Here is a 17,875-nt window from a genome sequence, read left to right on the forward strand (position 1 = left end):
TCGTGAATAAATTATGCGCAGTGCTTGCCAGCTCACTTGTGTTGCTGCTTGCTCACTCTGTTGAGGCCAAAGAATGGCCGAAAAACCAGCCGGAAGACAAATTCCGTCAGCTCGAAGAAATTCTCCCAACGCCTAACAGTTACCGTACCGGTTCAGGCGCGCCAGGTCATGAATACTGGCAGCAACAGGCCGATTATCACATTAAGGTGAAGCTCGATGACGATAACCAGCGTCTCGAAGCCCATGAGCGGATCACCTATACCAACAACAGCCCCGATACCCTCAGCTACCTGTGGGTTCAGCTCGACCAAAACCGCTTCAAACCAGACTCAGATTACAACCTGAGCATGCCGGGTGTGACTCGCTATGAAGTGAAACCACGCACTGAAGTGGGCGATAAGCTGTCGTTGAAAGATTTCCGTGGCCGCGTCGCGAGACAAGCTTTTGATGGCGGGTACAAAATCACTCAGGTGGCCGATGGCAGTGGCACACCGCTACCGCACATTATCAACAAAACCATGATGCGGATTGATTTGCCCACCGCACTGGCGCCGGGCGCTCAGACGCAAGTGCAAATCAGCTGGTCCCATAATATTGTTGAAGCCAAGAAGCACGGCGGTCGCGGTGGCTACGAATACTTTGAACGTGACGACAACTACCTCTACGAGATTGCTCAGTGGTTCCCACGGATGGCGGTTTACGATGATGTTAATGGCTGGCAGAACAAACAATTCTTGGGGCGCGGTGAATTTGCCTTGGAGTTTGGCGACTACACCGTTGAGATCGATGCACCGGCCGATCACATTGTTGCGTCCACCGGCACTCTGGAAAATCCAGAGCAAGTGCTGAGCAAGGTTCAGCAACAACGTTTGGCTGATGCCAAAGGCGCCAAAACACCGGTGATGATTGTCACTGAACAAGAAGCGCTAGCGAATGAAAAATCGCGCAGCAAAGCGCGTAAAACCTGGGTGTTCAAAGCGGAAAATGTTCGCGACTTTGCTTGGGCTTCATCACGGAAGTTCCTGTGGGATGCAATGACAGTGAAAAGCGGCGAGCAAGACGTACTGGCGATGTCTTACTACCCAGAAGAAGGTCTGCCGCTGTGGCCAACCTATTCAACCCAGTCGATTGTTCACACCATTGAGCAATACAACAAGTATTCCTTTGACTACCCATATCCAGTGGCGATCTCGGTCAATGGTCCGGTCGGTGGTATGGAATACCCGATGATCACCTTCAACGGCCCACGCCCCGAAATTGACGAAGACGACCGCAGCAAGCGGACTTATTCTCGCCGCACCAAATACGGATTAATTTCGGTGATCATTCACGAAATTGGGCACATTTACTTCCCAATGATCGTGAACTCCGATGAACGTCAATGGACTTGGATGGACGAAGGCTTAAACACTTACCTGCAGTTCTTAGCGGAACAAGCTTGGGAAGAAAACTATCCAAGCCGCCGCGGTGAGCCACGCAATATTGTTGATTACATGGCATCGCCAAATCAGGTGCCAATCATGACCAATTCCGAGAGCATTCTGCAGTTCGGTAACAATGCCTATGGTAAACCAGCCACCGCGCTGAATATTCTGCGTGAAACCATTGTTGGCCGCGAGCTGTTTGACCATGCGTTCCGCGAATACGGCAAGCGCTGGAAGTTCAAGCGGCCAATGCCTGCTGACTTCTTCCGCACCATCGAAGATGCCTCAGCGGTCGATTTAGATTGGTTCTGGCGCGGCTGGTTCTACAGCACCGATCATGTTGATATCAGCATCGACAGCGTGCGAGTGATGTCGCCAGACACCCTGATCCCAGAAGTGGAGCAACCGTTCAAGCGCGCCCAGAAACAAGCGGAGCCGGAATCGATCACGGTGATCCGCAATGAGGGTATGGCTCGTCGGGTTGAGCAATTCCCTGAACTGAAAGATTTCTACAATGAAAATGACGAGTTCACGGTCACCAACACCGACAAAAACAACTACGCCAAAGCCAAAAAGAAGTTTGAGGACTGGGAGCAAGATCTGCGCAACGACCATGGTTTTGCTTACGTCATCGACTTCTCCAATATTGGCGGTTTGGTGATGCCGCTGATCATTCAGCTCGACTATCAGGACGGTAGCTCGGAGATTGTCCATATTCCGGCTGAGATTTGGCGTCACAACCCGAAGAAAACCTCGAAGTTGCTGTGGCGTGATAAGAAGCTGGCGAGCGTGACACTGGATCCCCATTGGCAAACCGCGGATGTTGACTTGAGCAACAACCATTATCCGCGCCAAATCATTCCGTCTCGTTTAGAGCTGTATAAGTCGAAGCCGCGCAAAAACCTGATGAAAGACGCTCAGGCTGAGCTCAAAACAGACGACAAAGACAGCAAAGAAGGCGAATAATGCAGCGGCCAACAACGATATTAAAGGCGTGGATTGGATCGCTGTTGGTGCTGTGGTTGATGAGCTGTGGCACGGCCATGGCTCATACCTATCACGCCATTCGCACCACCATGACGTTGAATGAGCAAACGGGCTCGGTGGAGATCATTCACCGAGTATTTGCCAACGATTTGGCCGCAGTGCTAGGCAAAGCGAAAAATCAGCGGGTTGAACTGTCTGACTCAGCCGAGCACCAGCAATGGACTGCGCAATATTGGCAGCGCTACTTTGCCGTGCTTGATCATCATGAGCAGCCACTTGAGCTGAGTTGGGTGGGAATGGAAATTGATGACCACTACGTCTGGGTCTATCAGGAATACCAAGGTGATGTTGCCAAGCTGATAGCAAGCGACATTCACAACGGTTTATTGATGGGCCAGTTCGATCACCAAATCAATACTGTTGATGTGGTGTTGGCCGATCATCAATCGGCATTGGTGTTTTCAGAAGCCAAATTGCGCCAACCCATTCAGCACGATTCAGCGCCAACAGAACACCATCACTAACTAAGCGGCCGAATGTGCTGCACTGGCGACTGATGTTTGTCGAGGTTATCGAGTAAATAGGCAGTCGCTTGTTCATGCCACATGGGCTTAGCAAACAGGTAGCCCTGACCGAAATCACAGTGGTAACTGTGCAAAGTTCGCCACTGATCTTCGTTTTCGATGCCCTCTGCCACCACTTTGACTTTCAGGCTATGGGCCAGTGAAATCGTTGCTTTGACAATTTCCTGAGTACCTTCTTGTTCTTCCCCGCGATTAATCAGGGAATTGATAAAACTTCGGTCGATTTTCAGCACCTGCACCGGCAGTTGATCAAGGTAAGACAAAGACGAATAACCGGTGCCAAAATCATCAATCGCCAGTTCAATGTGGCGCTCGCGCAATGAGCCAAGGATGTCATTGACCGCCTGCGTGTTTTCCATCAGCGCGGTTTCGGTGATCTCAAGCTTGAGGTGACGGCCATTGGTGCCGGTGCGCTGGAGGATGACATCCAGCTTTTCGATTAAGTTGGGTTGGTTCAATTGCACCGCCGATAGATTGACCGCAATGGTCGGTAGCCGGTCTTCGTCAACCAACTCACGCCACCGCTGCAACTGCTGACACGCCTGCTCAAACACCCACAAGCCCATGTCGTAAATTTGCCCGGTTTCTTCTGCCAGCGGAATGAATTTATCCGGCGGCACCATGCCTAATTCGGGATGCTGCCAGCGCATCAGCAATTCAAAGCTGACCAAGCGTTCGGTTTTGAGGCACACAATCGGCTGGTAAGCGGCTTTGAACTGGCCTTTATCAAGTGCCTGATACAAATCCACTTCCAGTGCAGCCATCGCCACTTCGTGTTCACGCATGTGACTATCGAATACCTGATAGGTGCCGCGGCCCTTGTCCTTGGCTTTGTACATGGCGATATCGGCATCACGCAGCACTTCTTCTGGCTTGGCATATTGGCGTTTGCAGTGAACCATGCCGACACTGACGCGGAAGAACACCTGCAATTGGTCAATGGCAAAGGGCTCTTCAAATTTGCGCACAATCAGCTCGGCAATGTCGATTAATTGCTGCTCGGACTCGACCGCACGCACCAAAACGGTAAATTCATCGCCACCTAAACGCACCGCCGTACAGTGCTCAGGCAACAGCGATTGGAGCCGGATAGCGGCGTCCAGCAACAGGCTGTCGCCGAGCAGATGACCATGGGTGTCATTGACCTTTTTAAAGCGGTCACCATCAAGGAACAGTAAACCAAAGGCATAATGGCTGCGCTGAGCATGGTCGATGGCATGCTCTAACTGTTGCAACAGCCAAGGCCGGTTGGGCAATCCGGTCAGTGGATCATGAAACGCCATATGGAACAATTTGGCTTCGGCAGAGCGCCGTTCTTCAACTTCTACCGATAGCTCCTGAGTACGCTGGATCACCCGCTGTTCCAGTTCGGCGTTGAGCTGCCGGACCGACTCGTTGGCGCCAGCCAGTTCAACCGTTTTATTACGCACCAGTTGTTGCAGCTCTTGCTGACGCTGGTTGTTTTGCCGCACTTTCCAATAAACGATGGCGTAAATCGTCAGCGCAACAGCAACCAGTTGCAGTAATCGAGCCCACAGCGTTTGCCACCAGGCCGGCAAGATAGTCAGCTGCAAGCGTTTCGGCTGCTGGCTCCATAAGTCGTCATTATTGCTGCCATACACCTCAAACACATACTTGCCCGGACTCAGGTTGGTGTAGCGGACAAACCTACGGCTGCTATCAACATTGTTCCAGTTGTCTTCCAGACCGATCAGTCGGTAACGGTATAAGTTCTTTTGCGGCGATATAAAATTCAACGCGGCAAATTCAAAAGCAACGTCGCGCTGGTGATACGGCAAGACTAAATGCTCGAGCTGATTGATATCCGCCGCTAAATATTCTGAATTACGAGGGGTAGCAACTTGCTGGGCCAACTCGATACGAGTCAAGGCGATGCGCGGCTGGGTGGTATTGGTTGGCAGCTGTTTGGGGTCAAACAGGGTCAAGCCATCCGAGCCGCCGAAATACATTAGCCCATCGCGGGTTTGCAAATGGCTAAAACGATTGAGTTGCGAGCCCGCTAAGCCATCTCTGACGTCATAAGTGGTAAAGGTTTCTTTGCTTGGATTAAAGCGGTTGAGGCCATTGCGGGTCCCCAGCCAAAGGTAACCCAGCTGATCTTGCTCGATGGACGTGACAAAGTTATCAGCCAGCCCATCGGCGTCGGTGTAGACCTGATGCTGCTGTTGTTGCGGTAAATAGCGGATCAGACCGGCAGAGCTGGCAACCCATAGTTGGCCATTATCATCGAGGTGCAGATCAAAAATCCCTTCAAAATAGGGCAGTTCAATGCGTTCGAAAGTGCCTTTGTCGGGGTCAAAAAGCTCAAGACCGCTGTGGCCACCAACCCAATAACGGCCATCGCCAGTGGCCTCAAAGTCGTTAATAGAGTAGTTGTTAATGCCAGATTCTTTGCCAATGCCACCGGGGAAGAAGGAGCGAAAACGGTGGTTCACTGGGTCATAAATCTGCAAGCCTTTGCGCCATAAACTCAGCATCATGTGGCCATTGGGCATGAACTCGATACGAAAGATATTGTTGTTTTCTAACCCTTCACCTTCGTCATGACCAGCTTGGCGCTTGATATGGCTAAAGGTTTCGGTATTGGGATCAAAGCGGTTCAGGCCACCAGCCCATGTACCAAACCACAAATAACCCTGTTGGTCTTCGCCAATGGCAATGACCGAGTCGCTGCTCAGGCTGGTGTCGTCTTTGTCACTAAAGCGGTAATGCTTGAATTTGCCGGTGTCCGGCGAATAGCGATCAAGACCGCCGCCGTCAGTGGCAATCCAGATATTGCCGTGCTGGTCTTCGTGCAAGTCGAGCACATTGTCAAAACCAAGGGAGTCGATTGAGCTTGAGTTGTGGCGCAGTGCAATAAATTTTTCTAAGTGCTCACTGATGCGATAAATGCCAAAGTCCGAGACACTAAACCAGATTGAGCCAGTTTCATCTTCGTAAATATCAGAGACCGCACCGGGTGGGAACGAAAACTCGTCATTGGGGTTGGCCGGCACATGGAGAAAGTTGTCGGTTTCGGGCAGATAACGATGCACGCCTTGTTTGTCGGTGCCAATCCAAATCTGGCCACGCGAATCCTCAAAGATACTCCAGATGGTGTTGCTTTTGAGCGCCCCAGGTTGGTCTTGTTTGGCGCTGTAGCGTCGCACTTTCTCGGTCGTCGGATCGAGTACCACAATGCCATCTTGGGTCCCCACCCAAACCAAGCCGTTTCGGTCTTCGACAACCGCCCGAATGGTATCGATACCGGCATCTAAATCGGCTGGAATGACGTATTTGCGCGCGCTGTGGTCCTGAGTATCAAATAAATACAAGCCATTGCTGGAGGCAACCCAAATGGAATGGCTGTTGCGCTGGGGCACGATGGCGTTGATGAATCGCTCATTCGGATCGATAAAGTATTGGTAGGTCAGCTGTTCAGTGGCAAGGTCAAAACCACGCAGACCAAAGCCTTCTCCACCAACCCAGAGAATGTTTTTCTGATCGCGATACATGGCCCAAATGGTGGCGCCATCGGAAATCGGAAAGACATCAAAATTGTCCAACTTGGCGTTATAGCGGCTGAGCTTGTTGCCTCCGACCCAGAGCGTGCCGTCCGGCTCCATTAATAAGGTTGGAATGGCATTGGCGCCAAGGCTATTGGGGTCTTGTGGATCATTGACGTAATTGGTGTAGTTGTAGCCGTCGTAGCGCTTGAGGCCATTGTCCGTGGCAATCCACAGAAAGCCCTGCTGGTCTTTGACCACCGCGTAGTTGTAGTCAGCCTTACCTTCATGTTCGAGGTAAATCTGATGAACATTGATTCTGGCCTGACTAGTACTTGCCGTCAGCAGCAATAGCCAAAAAGCTAAAACATTTCGCAATGTACGGATGAACGGGTTGTGCAACGAAAAGGCCCCACGGGTAGTTGAAATAACGTGCTACGCTAATCCCGCTAAGAAATATAACAGGTTGAACAAGGCGGCACAGAGAGCAACAGCGATAACTGGAGGTAGGTCATATCGCAAGCTTAGTTCAGCTGTTAACCTACACGCGCTTTTTTTGTTTTATTGATAAGGAAATTATTCATGCAACTGTTACGGATGACGGTAACAGCGTTGCTATTGGCAACGCTTTCTGGCTGCTCACTATTCGGTGAAAAAGTTGAAGTGCCGCCGGCCTATGTCGGCAAAATTCTGACCAAGAACGGTTATAAACCCGACACGGTAACGCCCTCCAAATTTCGTCTCGATTCATGCTTCGCTTATTGCGATCGGCTGGTCCTGCTAGAGGCATCTGATAGCGGCAAAACCGAGAAATTTGCTCTGTTTATGCCCAAAGATCAGCTCAACATGGCATTCGATGTGCGGATGACCATCTCGGTCGATGACAGCAAAATTGATAACGTATTTGACCGTATACCACCTCAACAAGGGGTGATTGCCTCGAACATGATTTACATTACCTACGCGCAACCGGTGATCCGCGATGTGGTGCGTCAGGTGATGGCGAAATACACCATCAACGAAGTCGCCTCAAGCCGTGAGCGGATTAGTCAGGAGTTATTTGATTCGGTGACGCAGGCACTTGAAGGCACACCAATGAAGGTGAAACGCTTTGGCTTGGCCGATGTCCAGTTCCCTGCGGTGATCACTAAGGCAAAAGAGGCAGCGGCTGAGCGTCGTGAGCAAATCGCCCGAGAACAAGCTCAATTTGAGATTCAGAAGATTCAGCTGGAGCGGGAGCTTGAGCAGGCCAAAATGATGCGTGCGATTGACCGCGAAAAGGCTGAGGCGACCAAAGAGGTAAATGCCATTCTGGCGAAATCGGTGACCGACAAGTATCTAGCTTACCGTTCACTCGAAGTACTCGACAAGATGGCCGACAGCGACAACAAAGTATTTGTGCCGGTAGAAGCGTTAGGCACCGTAGGATTGCAGCAAGCTGTTTTTGCTGATCAGGTATCGAAAACAGCAAAAAGCAAATAGGTGGCAGCAATGACGTGGCAAACAAGTAATTGGTTAGTCGGCATATTTGGTAGTTTCGCGACGCTGGTGGCGGTGATAACTGTGCTGGCGATGATCGGCTGGATTGGCGCTTATTGTTACTGGCATTGGCCGAACCGCCACGTCAGCTTGCCTACTTTGTATTTCGGCGTGTTGTGGCGTTTAGCAGTTGGTTTGGTCATGGTGATGGCGCTGTTCACCTTTAGCAGCAACTCACCAAAGGTCACGCTTGAGCCAGACTACTCGGCTGAGCAACAAGCGACCCAGCAACAACTGAACAAGCCCACTCAACCAATTAATGACTTATCTCCCGAGCAGCTGACCCCAGAGCAACGTAGCGCCAAATTAGAAGCGCTGAGGGAGCAGCAAAAGCAGCAATCAGAAGCAGAGTAGGGCAGAACAGCCAAGTACCACTAGTAGTCGAAAAGCTTGCTCTATATCTAGATTGGTGGAGTACTCAGTTTGAACGAAGACCTTCCGCAGCATGGAAGCTGCGGCAGAGTCTACAGGGAAGTATTCAAGACGTGTCTAAGTTTGAACTGAGTACTTCACCAATCGGCAATGCTTCTCAGAAACTTACTGCCGATTACATGCCGAAACAAAGAAAGTCAGGAGTCGGTAACGCAAGGGAACCAATAGTTCCTTTAGCAAGACGCCGTAAAATCTTCCCTGATGGCTCTACTGCCGCATCCCTGCGGCAGAAGCTTGCTGCAGAAACTATCGCTCCCCTTACTTCAGTCCGGCGCTAGCTCCATACCTAGATTGGTGGAGTACTTAGTTTGAACGAAGACCTTCCGCGCTGAAGTGCAGCCAAACAGCCCACGGATCTTCCAAGAGGCAGCGAGTTGCAACGAAGTCGTGCTTCAACAAGCAGGGATGCTTGTTGCAGAGCGCTCCATGGATGGACTTGAGCGTCACTACTTCGTTGTAACTTGCTGCCGATTTAACTCCGACCAGCAAATTCAGGCAAAAAAAAAGCTCCCGAAGGAGCTTTTTCGTACCTGAACTGGTATTAACCAAAACGTTGCTTGGTGTATTCGATAACACGTAGCTGGGCAATTGCCTTAGAAAGCTCTTGCGCTGCTTTTGCGTAATCGAAGTCTGCACTGTGCTCAGCGATTTGCTGCTCTGCGCGACGTTTTGCTTCGGCCGCTTCGGCCGCATCAATGTCAGTGGCTCGAATCGCAACGTCAGCCAACACGGTGACGTTACCAGGTTGAACCTCAAGCACACCGCCGGAGAGGTAGAAAACTTCCTCATGGCCGTGCTGCTTGACAATGCGAACCATGCCAGGCTTGAGTTGAGTCAGCAGTGGTGCGTGACCGGCGTTAATACCGAGTTCACCTTCACTACCAGCAACTTGCAGGCTCTCAACGCGGCCACTGAAAATTTCGCTTTCAGCGCTTACCACATCAAGGTGTACCGTCATTGCCATAGCTTGCTCCTAATGGTCGTTGATGCTTAAACGTTTTGCGCTTTCTCAACCGCTTCGTCAATGCTACCAACCATGTAGAAGGCCTGCTCTGGCAAGTGGTCATATTCACCGGCCAAGATGCCTTTAAAGCCATGGATAGTATCTTTCAAGCTCACGTACTTACCAGGAGAACCGGTGAATACTTCCGCTACGAAGAATGGCTGAGACAAGAAACGCTGAACTTTACGAGCACGGGCGACGATGAGTTTGTCTTCTTCAGACAATTCGTCCATACCCAAGATCGCAATGATGTCTTTCAGCTCTTTATAACGTTGCAGCTGAGACTGAACTTCACGCGCGACTTCGTAGTGCTCTTGACCGATAACCAGTGGGTCCAACTGACGAGAAGTTGAATCCAGTGGGTCAATCGCAGGGTAAATACCCAAAGCAGCAATGTCACGGCTCAGTACCACGGTCGCATCCAAGTGGGCGAAAGTGGTTGCTGGTGACGGGTCAGTCAAGTCATCCGCAGGTACGTATACCGCCTGAATCGACGTAATCGAACCAGTCTTAGTCGAAGTAATACGCTCCTGAAGAACACCCATCTCTTCAGCCAGAGTCGGCTGGTAACCTACCGCCGATGGCATACGACCCAACAGTGCAGATACCTCAGTACCAGCCAGGGTGTAACGATAGATGTTATCGATGAACAGCAGTACGTCACGGCCTTCATCACGGAATTTCTCAGCCATTGTCAGACCGGTCAAAGCAACGCGCAAACGGTTACCCGGTGGCTCGTTCATCTGACCATATACCATGGCTACTTTAGATTCGGTGAAGTTCTCAACGTTAACAACGCCAGCTTCCTGCATTTCGTGGTAGAAGTCGTTACCCTCACGAGTACGCTCACCTACACCAGCAAACACTGACAAACCCGAGTGTTGCAGGGCGATGTTGTTAATCAGCTCCATCATGTTTACGGTTTTACCTACACCGGCACCACCGAACAGACCAACTTTACCACCCTTGGCGAACGGACATACTAGGTCAATAACCTTAATGCCGGTTTCGAGCAGCTCAGTTGAGCTTGATTGATCTTCATAGCTTGGCGCTTCACGGTGAATTACGTAACGCTCTTCTTCACCGATTGGGCCACATTCGTCAACAGGCTCACCCAAGACGTTCATGATACGACCAAGTGTCGCAGCACCAACAGGAACCTGAATACCTTTACCTGTGTTACTTACTGGTTCGCCGCGGCGAAGGCCGTCAGAAGCACCCATGGCAATGGTACGAACGACACCACCACCGAGCTGCTGCTGAACTTCCAGTACCAGACCTTTGTCGTCTACAGTCAACGCATCGTAGACCTGTGGTACGGCTTCTTGTGGGAACTCTACGTCCACTACCGCGCCGATAATCTGGACGATTTTACCGTTACTCATTGTATTTCCTCTGAATCTCGTTTGATTCCCTACCTACACAGCAGCCGCACCGGAGACGATTTCAGTCAACTCTTGGGTAATACCGGCCTGACGGGCCTTGTTGTATACCAGAGTTAAATCGTCAATCAGGTTGCCTGCGTTGTCAGTTGCGGCTTTCATCGCAACCATACGTGCAGCTTGTTCACATGCTAGGTTTTCTACCACGCCCTGATATACCTGCGATTCGGTGTAACGAATCAAAAGCTGGTCAAGCAGCTCTTTGGCATCTGGCTCGTAGATGTAATCCCAACGATGCTTCAAATCGTCGTCATCTGACTTAGGTAGAGGCAGCAACTGATCAATGGTCGGATCCTGCTTCATGGTGTTGACAAACTTGTTGCTCACCACGTAGAGGCGGTCAATTTCACCATTATCATATTTTTCCAGCATCACCTTCACAGTACCAATCAGGTCCTGTACCGATGGGCTGTCACCCAGACCGGATGCTTGCGCAACAACATTGCCACCTAAGTGAGCAAAGAATGCGGTTGCCTTGGCACCGACAAGGGCCAGATCGACTTCAACATCTTTGTCTTGCCACTGTTTCATATCTGTAATCACAGATTTGAACAGGTTGATGTTCAAGCCGCCACACAGGCCGCGGTCTGTAGAAATAATAATGTAGCCGACACGCTTGGCTTCTCGTTCTTCCAAATAGGAATGACGATACTCCAAACTACCAAGCGCAATATGACCAATCACTTTGCGCATATTCTTGGCATATGGTCTAGATGCAGCCATTTGTTCCTGCGCTTTGCGCATTTTACTGGCTGCGACCATTTCCATCGCGCTGGTGATCTTCTGAGTGTTTTTAACACTCGCGATCTTCGTTTTAATCTCTTTTGCGCCGGACATCTTCTACTCCAAACATTGAAGGCAGGCCTCGCGGCCTACCTCTTAATAGGTTTGTGTTGCGACGAACTTATCGAGTGCTTCTTTCAAAGAAGCCGCGATGTCGTCGTTGTAGTTGCCCGATTCGTTGATGGTGTTCATCAACTCAGCGTACTCACTGCTGACATAAGAGTGCAGAGCGGCTTCAAAATCGTTGATTTTGGCCAGCTCAACATTGTCGAGGTAGTTGTTCTCTGCAGCATACAGAGTAACCGCCATTTCAGCAGTAGACAGCGGCGCGTATTGCGCCTGCTTCATCAGCTCGGTAACACGCTGACCGTGCTCCAACTGACGACGAGTCGCTTCATCCAGATCCGATGCAAACTGAGCAAACGCCTGTACTTCACGGTACTGGGCCAGTGCGGTACGAATACCACCACCGAGCTTCTTGATGATCTTAGTCTGAGCAGCACCACCTACCCGAGATACCGAAATACCTGGGTTCACCGCAGGACGAAGGCCAGCGTTGAACATGTCAGATTCCAAGAAGATCTGACCGTCGGTAATCGAAATTACGTTGGTTGGTACGAATGCTGAAACGTCACCCGCTTGGGTTTCAATGATTGGCAACGCAGTCAATGAACCGGTCTTGCCTTTCACTTCACCGTTGGTGAACTTCTCAACGTACTCAGCGTTAACACGAGCAGCACGCTCTAGCAGACGCGAGTGGAGGTAGAATACGTCACCTGGGAATGCTTCACGGCCTGGTGGACGCTTAAGCAACAATGAGATTTGACGATAGGCAACAGCCTGCTTCGACAAGTCATCATAGATGATCAGCGAGTCTTCACCGCGGTCACGGAAGTATTCACCCATGGCACAACCAGAATATGGGGCCAAGTATTGCAGCGCTGCTGCTTCAGAAGCAGATGCAACCACAACAATGGTGTTTTCCAGAGCGCCGTGCTCTTCAAGCTTACGAACCACGTTAGCGATGGTCGATGCTTTCTGACCAATTGCGACGTAGATGCTGAAGATGCCAGAGTTTTTCTGGTTGATGATGGCATCAATTGCAATCGCCGTTTTACCCGTTTGGCGGTCACCAATGATCAGCTCACGCTGACCACGACCGATTGGGATCATCGAGTCAATTGCTTTAATACCAGTCTCTACCGGCTGAGATACGGATTGACGGTCAATTACGCCCGGTGCAATCACTTCAACAGGAGAGAAGCCGTCGTTGTCAATTGGGCCTTTACCATCAATTGGCTCACCCAAGGTGTTAACAACACGACCTAACAGGCCACGGCCCACTGGAACTTCCAGAATACGGCCAGTGGATTTAACTTTTACGCCTTCCGCTAGGTCAGCATATGGACCCATTACAACCGCACCAACCGAGTCACGCTCAAGGTTCAGTGCAATTGCGTAGCGGTTGCCAGGCAATTCAATCATTTCGCCTTGCATGACATCAGCAAGACCATGAATACGGATAATACCGTCGGAAACCGAAACGATCGTACCTTCGTTTCGCGCTTCACTTACTACATCGAACTTCTCAATACGTTGTTTGATCAGTTCACTGATTTCTGTGGAATTCAGTTGCATGCTCTAATTCCCCGATTAGGATTGCAGCGCTTCTGCCAGGCGCTCCAGTTTGCCACGCACTGTGTTGTCGATGACCAGGTCGTCGACCTTGATGATCATGCCGCCAACTAACTCAGTGTCGACAGTGCAGTGGAGACGAACTTCACGCGCGAGGCGTTTGGTCATAGCTTCGGTGACTTGCTTTTGCTGAGCATCAGTCAGCTCGGTGGCCGATGTCACGTAAACATCAGCTTGCTTTTGATGCTCGGTCACCAGTTCAGCGTAGATACCCTGAACTTCTGGCAACGCAGCCAGACGACCATTCTCAGCCATTACTTTAATCAAGTTCTGACCGTGTTCATCAATTTCGTCACCGCACACCTGAATGAACAGATTGGCGATACGCTCAGGCGATTCGCCGCTTGCCAGCAAAGTGGCAACTGTTTCATTCTTGGCGACTTCCGCCGCAAAGGACAGCATGGTGGACCAGTTGTCTAACGCCTTTTGCTCAACAGCAAAATCAAATGCTGCTTTCGCATATGGACGGGCGACAGTTGTCAGTTCAGACATTCGTCAACCCTCCGTTATAGCTCAGACGCCAATTTGTCCAAGATGTCGCTATGCGCGGCAGGATCGATGGAACGCTCCAAGATTTTCTCAGCACCGGCAATCGCCAGGGCAGAAACTTGGGCACGCAGCTCTTCACGAGCGCGATTGCGTTCAGACTCAATTTCAGCTTGCGCTTGAGCTAGGATTTTCTCCCGCTCAGCTTGGGCTTCAACCTTCGCTTCATCAACGATCTGGTTCTTGCGCTTGTTTGCCTGTTCAACAATTTCGCTGGCTTCTGATTTAGCCTGCTTGAGTTGGTCCTTAGCTTTCACTTCGGCCAGTTCAAGACGCTTCTCAGCTTTTTCTGCATCCGCGAGACCGTCAGCAATTTTCTTCTGACGCTCTTCAATGGCTGCCAATAATGGCGGCCAAACAAACTTCATACAGAACCAAACGAAAATAAAAAAGGCGATGGTTTGGCCGATAAGGGTAGCATTAATACTCACGACCGCTCCTCCTTCGTTGGTTCGATTCGCTGGTTAATATTCAAGTAGAAAAACAATGTTTTTCAGATATTAAAGAGCGAACAGCATGTACAGACCGATACCTACACCGATCATGGTTACAGCATCAAGCAGACCAGCAACAATGAACATTCTAACTTGCAGTTGCGGGGCTAATTCAGGTTGACGAGCTGAGCTTTCCAGGAATTTGCCACCCAGCAAACCGAAGCCGATACCGGTACCCAAGGCACCAAAACCGATCAGAAGTGCTACGGCGATAAATTTAAGACCCAGTACAGTTTCCATTGGTGTCTCCAATCAAATGGTTGTTATGTGTTAGTAAAAAAGTAAAGTCTATTAATGGTCTTCACTGGCCATGCTTAGATAAACAATGGTCAGCATCATGAAGATAAAGGCCTGCAACGTAATCACCAGAATGTGGAAGATAGCCCAGCCAAGCTGAAGCACACCCGCCAAGCCGCCTAGCAAAATGCCAGCGCCGTACATAATAGCGATCAAGATGAAGATCAATTCGCCTGCGTACATGTTGCCGAACAAACGCAAGGCAAGCGATACAGGCTTCGCAATCAGGGTGACACTTTCCAGCAGTAAGTTAACTGGAATGAATAACGCCTGAACGAATTTGTTTGGCGAGCTGAACGGATGAAGCGTCAGCTCTTTCACTAACCCAGAAACACCTTTCACACGGATGGTGTAGAACAAGATCAGGAAGAACACACTGATACTCAGGGCAAATGTGATGTTTAAGTCAGTTGAAGGCACCACTTTCATGTAAGGAATGCCAGCAGCCATGGCCGCTTCAGGGAGCCAGTCGACAGGCACCAAATCCATCAGGTTCATCAGGAAAACCCAGACAAAAATGGTCAGCGCCAACGGCGCAATCAAGCGACTACGACCGTGGAAAGTATCTTTGACGTTTTGGTCAACGAACTCAACGATCATTTCAACAAAGCACTGGAGTTTGCCAGGAACGCCGGTATCGGCTTTTTTAGCAACAGAGCGGAAGAGGAACAGGAAAGCAACACCAAGGATTGCAGCCCAGAACAGCGAGTCAACGTTAAGTGTCCAGAATCCTGAACAGTGACCGTCAACCATATTCTCGGCAGCACAAACCTGAAGGTTTGTAAGGTGGTGCTTGATGTACCCTGCGGAGGTCAGAGTTTCACCTGAGGCAGCCATAAATCATCCCGATTTTCTATTTAGTTTTTAAAAACAACGGCCCGAGCCAAACCGGTACCATGGTTGCACCATATGCAAGCATGACCCATTCAGCCTGAGGCCTGAATAGTAGCAGTGCGACAACCAGAATTATCACACTGGAAAAAATTTTTACCGCTTCGCCAAGATAAAAGGCTCGCACCGTGGCTTGCGCCATGCGCGCCCCTGAAAAAGCAAAAGCAAGATAAACGAACAAGGTATACGGGATCAAGGCTGCAGCGCCCCCTAATCCTGCGGCAATTGCTTGCTGAACACCAAATCCAAGGCCCAGTGCAGTTATTGCAACTGCAACGACCAGTTGGGTTCGTACCAAAGTTCTCGCCAGATTCAATCCAGCCGCTTGTATCGGTCGCTGAGAATTCCCCGGACCTGTATGACCATCTCGTAAAAAAACGAAACTAAACATGACCTATCTCAATTTTCGCGACAAAGCTGGCGGATTCTAAGACTTTTTGTCGTTAAAAAGCAACCAATTCCAGTCACCATTAACAAATGCCACAACCAACCAACAAATACGTAACAATCTTAACCTGTAATAAACCGCTCATAACCTTAGTTTATTCGGCTTAAAATGCCATCTAACTCATCAAGGCTACTGTAATTAATCACCAATTTACCTTTGCCTTTGTCATTGCAGGAAATAGCGACATTTGCTCCCAAGCGTTCACCAAGTGCCGTCTGCAACGCTTCAACGTTGGGATCGATGGTTTTCGTCTTGGCTGGCTTCGCTGGCGTTAACAATTTCTTCACTAACTTTTCAGTTTCTCGCACCGATAACGCTTTTGCGGTGACGGTACGGCCTGCTTCGACCTGAACTTCGCCTTCCAGTGCCAACAGCGCACGCGCATGGCCCATATCAAGGTCACCATGCTCCAACATGGTCTTGACCGGCTCACAGAGGCTGTTTAAGCGCAATAGGTTGGTCACCGTGGTGCGCGACTTACCAACCGCCTCTGCAACCTGCTGATGGGTCAATTCGAATTCGTTCATCAACCGGTCGAGGGCAATGGCCTCTTCCATGGCGTTGAGATCTTCACGCTGAATGTTCTCAATCAGCGCGATGGCAACCGCAGCATTGTCTTCAACTTCTTTGACCAGACAGGGCACTACGTCGAGGCCCGATTGCTGCGCGGCACGCCACCGGCGCTCACCGGCAATAATTTCATAATCGCCATCGCTAACGGGGCGAACCACGATGGGCTGAATAATCCCTTGCGCTTGGATAGAACTCGCGAGCTCTTCCAGTGCTTCGGCTGACATGTCTTTACGAGGTTGATATTTACCCGGCCGCAGCAGCTCAATCGGCAGTTTTTTCAACTCATTGGTCGATTCCGGTGATGGCGGTGTGCCATCTGGCTCTTGGTGATCAACGGTTTTATCGCGAGCGGCCTGGCTATTGGAAAGCAGCGCTTCCAGCCCCATTCCTAAGCCTCGTTTTTTAGCAGACATGAATTGCAGCGTCTCCCCACCTAAGCGGCGGTCTCGTTATTATCGTCAGAAGGTTGTTCGGCTCGACGCAAAATCTCGCCAGCCAGAGACAAGTAAGCTTTCGAGCCAGTCGAGCCCTTGTCGTAATACATCACAGGCGCACCAAAGCTGGGGGCTTCAGCGAGGCGGACATTGCGAGGGATCACGGTGCGATACACTTTATCGCCAAAATGGGCCCGCAGCTGATCCGACACATCATTGGCCAAACGGTTGCGCGGATCGAACATAGTCCGCAAGATCCCCTCGATGTGCAAATCAGGGTTAACCACAGACACCAGTTGATTGATGGTCTCAAGCAGCGCGGTTAAGCCCTCTAAGGCATAGTATTCACACTGCATCGGCACCAAGATGGAGTTGGCGGCCGACATGGCATTAACGGTCAGTAAGTTGAGTGACGGCGGACAATCGATAAAGATGTAATGGTAGTGCTCGAGAAAAGGTTTCAGTGCATTGCGCAGCCGAACTTCTCGGGCAAACACTTCCATCAACTTAATTTCAGCGGCGGTGACATCCGAATTGGCCGCCACAAGGTCATAGCCACCAGAGGTGTTTTTCACAGCGACCTGCTCAAGCGGCATTTCATCCACCAGCAGTTCGTAAGCGGTGTGCTCAACGTCGTATTTATCGACGCCGCTGCCCATGGTGGCATTACCTTGCGGATCGAGGTCGATCAATAACACCTTGCGTTTGGTTGCAGCCATGGAGGCTGCCAGATTTACCGCCGTAGTCGTCTTACCTACGCCGCCTTTCTGATTGGCAATTGCAATTACCTTGCCCAC

General features: G+C 50.4%; 16 protein-coding genes. 4 read left to right on the forward strand and 12 right to left on the reverse strand.

What is annotated here, in order from left to right; all coding sequences use genetic code 11:
* Window positions 1-2: 2 nt before the first annotated feature.
* Window positions 3-2,390 (forward strand): M1 family metallopeptidase, encoded by a 2,388-nt coding sequence (locus IC617_RS01610; RefSeq protein ID WP_369410349.1) that lies wholly within the window; start codon window positions 3-5, stop codon window positions 2,388-2,390.
* Window positions 2,390-2,935 (forward strand): DUF6702 family protein, encoded by a 546-nt coding sequence (locus IC617_RS01615; protein ID WP_191143229.1) that lies wholly within the window; start codon window positions 2,390-2,392, stop codon window positions 2,933-2,935. The genes IC617_RS01610 and IC617_RS01615 overlap by 1 nt, the downstream gene beginning before the upstream one ends.
* On the opposite strand, the gene IC617_RS01620 is transcribed toward IC617_RS01615, so the two are convergent.
* On the reverse strand, window positions 2,932-6,852 hold the full coding sequence (locus IC617_RS01620) for an EAL domain-containing protein (RefSeq protein WP_191143230.1): 3,921 nt from the start codon (window positions 6,850-6,852) through the stop codon (window positions 2,932-2,934). The genes IC617_RS01615 and IC617_RS01620 overlap by 4 nt on opposite strands.
* A 231-nt stretch (window positions 6,853-7,083) precedes the next feature.
* Here IC617_RS01620 and IC617_RS01625 point away from each other — a divergent pair, with 231 nt between their 5' ends.
* Both IC617_RS01625 and IC617_RS01630 read left to right on the forward strand, forming a co-directional pair.
* Complete coding sequence (locus tag IC617_RS01625; protein WP_191143231.1) at window positions 7,084-7,983, forward strand: SPFH domain-containing protein; 900 nt, start codon at window positions 7,084-7,086, stop codon at window positions 7,981-7,983.
* Between the two features lie 9 nt (window positions 7,984-7,992).
* Window positions 7,993-8,394 carry a cell envelope integrity TolA family protein gene (locus tag IC617_RS01630; RefSeq protein WP_191143232.1) on the forward strand — a complete coding sequence of 134 codons (402 nt, stop codon included), beginning with the start codon at window positions 7,993-7,995 and terminating at the stop codon, window positions 8,392-8,394.
* Between the two features lie 619 nt (window positions 8,395-9,013).
* On the opposite strand, the gene IC617_RS01635 is transcribed toward IC617_RS01630, so the two are convergent.
* The 11 genes from IC617_RS01635 to IC617_RS01685 all read right to left on the reverse strand — a co-directional run bounded on the left by IC617_RS01635 (window position 9,014) and on the right by IC617_RS01685 (window position 17,875).
* Window positions 9,014-9,436, reverse strand: coding sequence for a F0F1 ATP synthase subunit epsilon (locus IC617_RS01635; RefSeq protein ID WP_191143233.1), 423 nt, complete (start codon window positions 9,434-9,436; stop codon window positions 9,014-9,016).
* Between the two features lie 26 nt (window positions 9,437-9,462).
* On the reverse strand, window positions 9,463-10,860 hold the full coding sequence (gene atpD, locus IC617_RS01640) for a F0F1 ATP synthase subunit beta (RefSeq protein WP_191143234.1): 1,398 nt from the start codon (window positions 10,858-10,860) through the stop codon (window positions 9,463-9,465).
* Between the two features lie 33 nt (window positions 10,861-10,893).
* On the reverse strand, window positions 10,894-11,754 hold the full coding sequence (atpG, locus tag IC617_RS01645; protein ID WP_087504337.1) for a F0F1 ATP synthase subunit gamma: 861 nt from the start codon (window positions 11,752-11,754) through the stop codon (window positions 10,894-10,896).
* 42 nt (window positions 11,755-11,796) lie between these two features.
* Window positions 11,797-13,338, reverse strand: coding sequence for a F0F1 ATP synthase subunit alpha (atpA, locus tag IC617_RS01650; protein WP_191143235.1), 1,542 nt, complete (start codon window positions 13,336-13,338; stop codon window positions 11,797-11,799).
* Between the two features lie 15 nt (window positions 13,339-13,353).
* Window positions 13,354-13,887 carry a F0F1 ATP synthase subunit delta gene (gene atpH / locus IC617_RS01655; RefSeq protein WP_191143236.1) on the reverse strand — a complete coding sequence of 178 codons (534 nt, stop codon included), beginning with the start codon at window positions 13,885-13,887 and terminating at the stop codon, window positions 13,354-13,356.
* A gap of 14 nt (window positions 13,888-13,901) precedes the next feature.
* Window positions 13,902-14,372 (reverse strand): F0F1 ATP synthase subunit B, encoded by a 471-nt coding sequence (atpF, locus tag IC617_RS01660; protein ID WP_191143237.1) that lies wholly within the window; start codon window positions 14,370-14,372, stop codon window positions 13,902-13,904.
* A gap of 69 nt (window positions 14,373-14,441) precedes the next feature.
* Window positions 14,442-14,675, reverse strand: coding sequence for a F0F1 ATP synthase subunit C (gene atpE, locus IC617_RS01665; RefSeq protein ID WP_087504341.1), 234 nt, complete (start codon window positions 14,673-14,675; stop codon window positions 14,442-14,444).
* Window positions 14,676-14,726: 51 nt separating this feature from the next.
* Window positions 14,727-15,569, reverse strand: coding sequence for a F0F1 ATP synthase subunit A (atpB, locus tag IC617_RS01670; protein WP_191143238.1), 843 nt, complete (start codon window positions 15,567-15,569; stop codon window positions 14,727-14,729).
* A 16-nt stretch (window positions 15,570-15,585) separates the two neighbouring features.
* On the reverse strand, window positions 15,586-16,014 hold the full coding sequence (locus tag IC617_RS01675; protein WP_191143239.1) for an ATP synthase subunit I: 429 nt from the start codon (window positions 16,012-16,014) through the stop codon (window positions 15,586-15,588).
* Between the two features lie 146 nt (window positions 16,015-16,160).
* Window positions 16,161-17,057, reverse strand: coding sequence for a ParB/RepB/Spo0J family partition protein (locus IC617_RS01680; RefSeq protein WP_191143240.1), 897 nt, complete (start codon window positions 17,055-17,057; stop codon window positions 16,161-16,163).
* 20 nt (window positions 17,058-17,077) lie between these two features.
* Complete coding sequence (locus IC617_RS01685) at window positions 17,078-17,875, reverse strand: ParA family protein (protein WP_191143241.1); 798 nt, start codon at window positions 17,873-17,875, stop codon at window positions 17,078-17,080.

The organism is Neiella litorisoli (genome assembly GCF_014773395.1).
Lineage (GTDB): Bacteria > Pseudomonadota > Gammaproteobacteria > Enterobacterales > Neiellaceae > Neiella > Neiella litorisoli.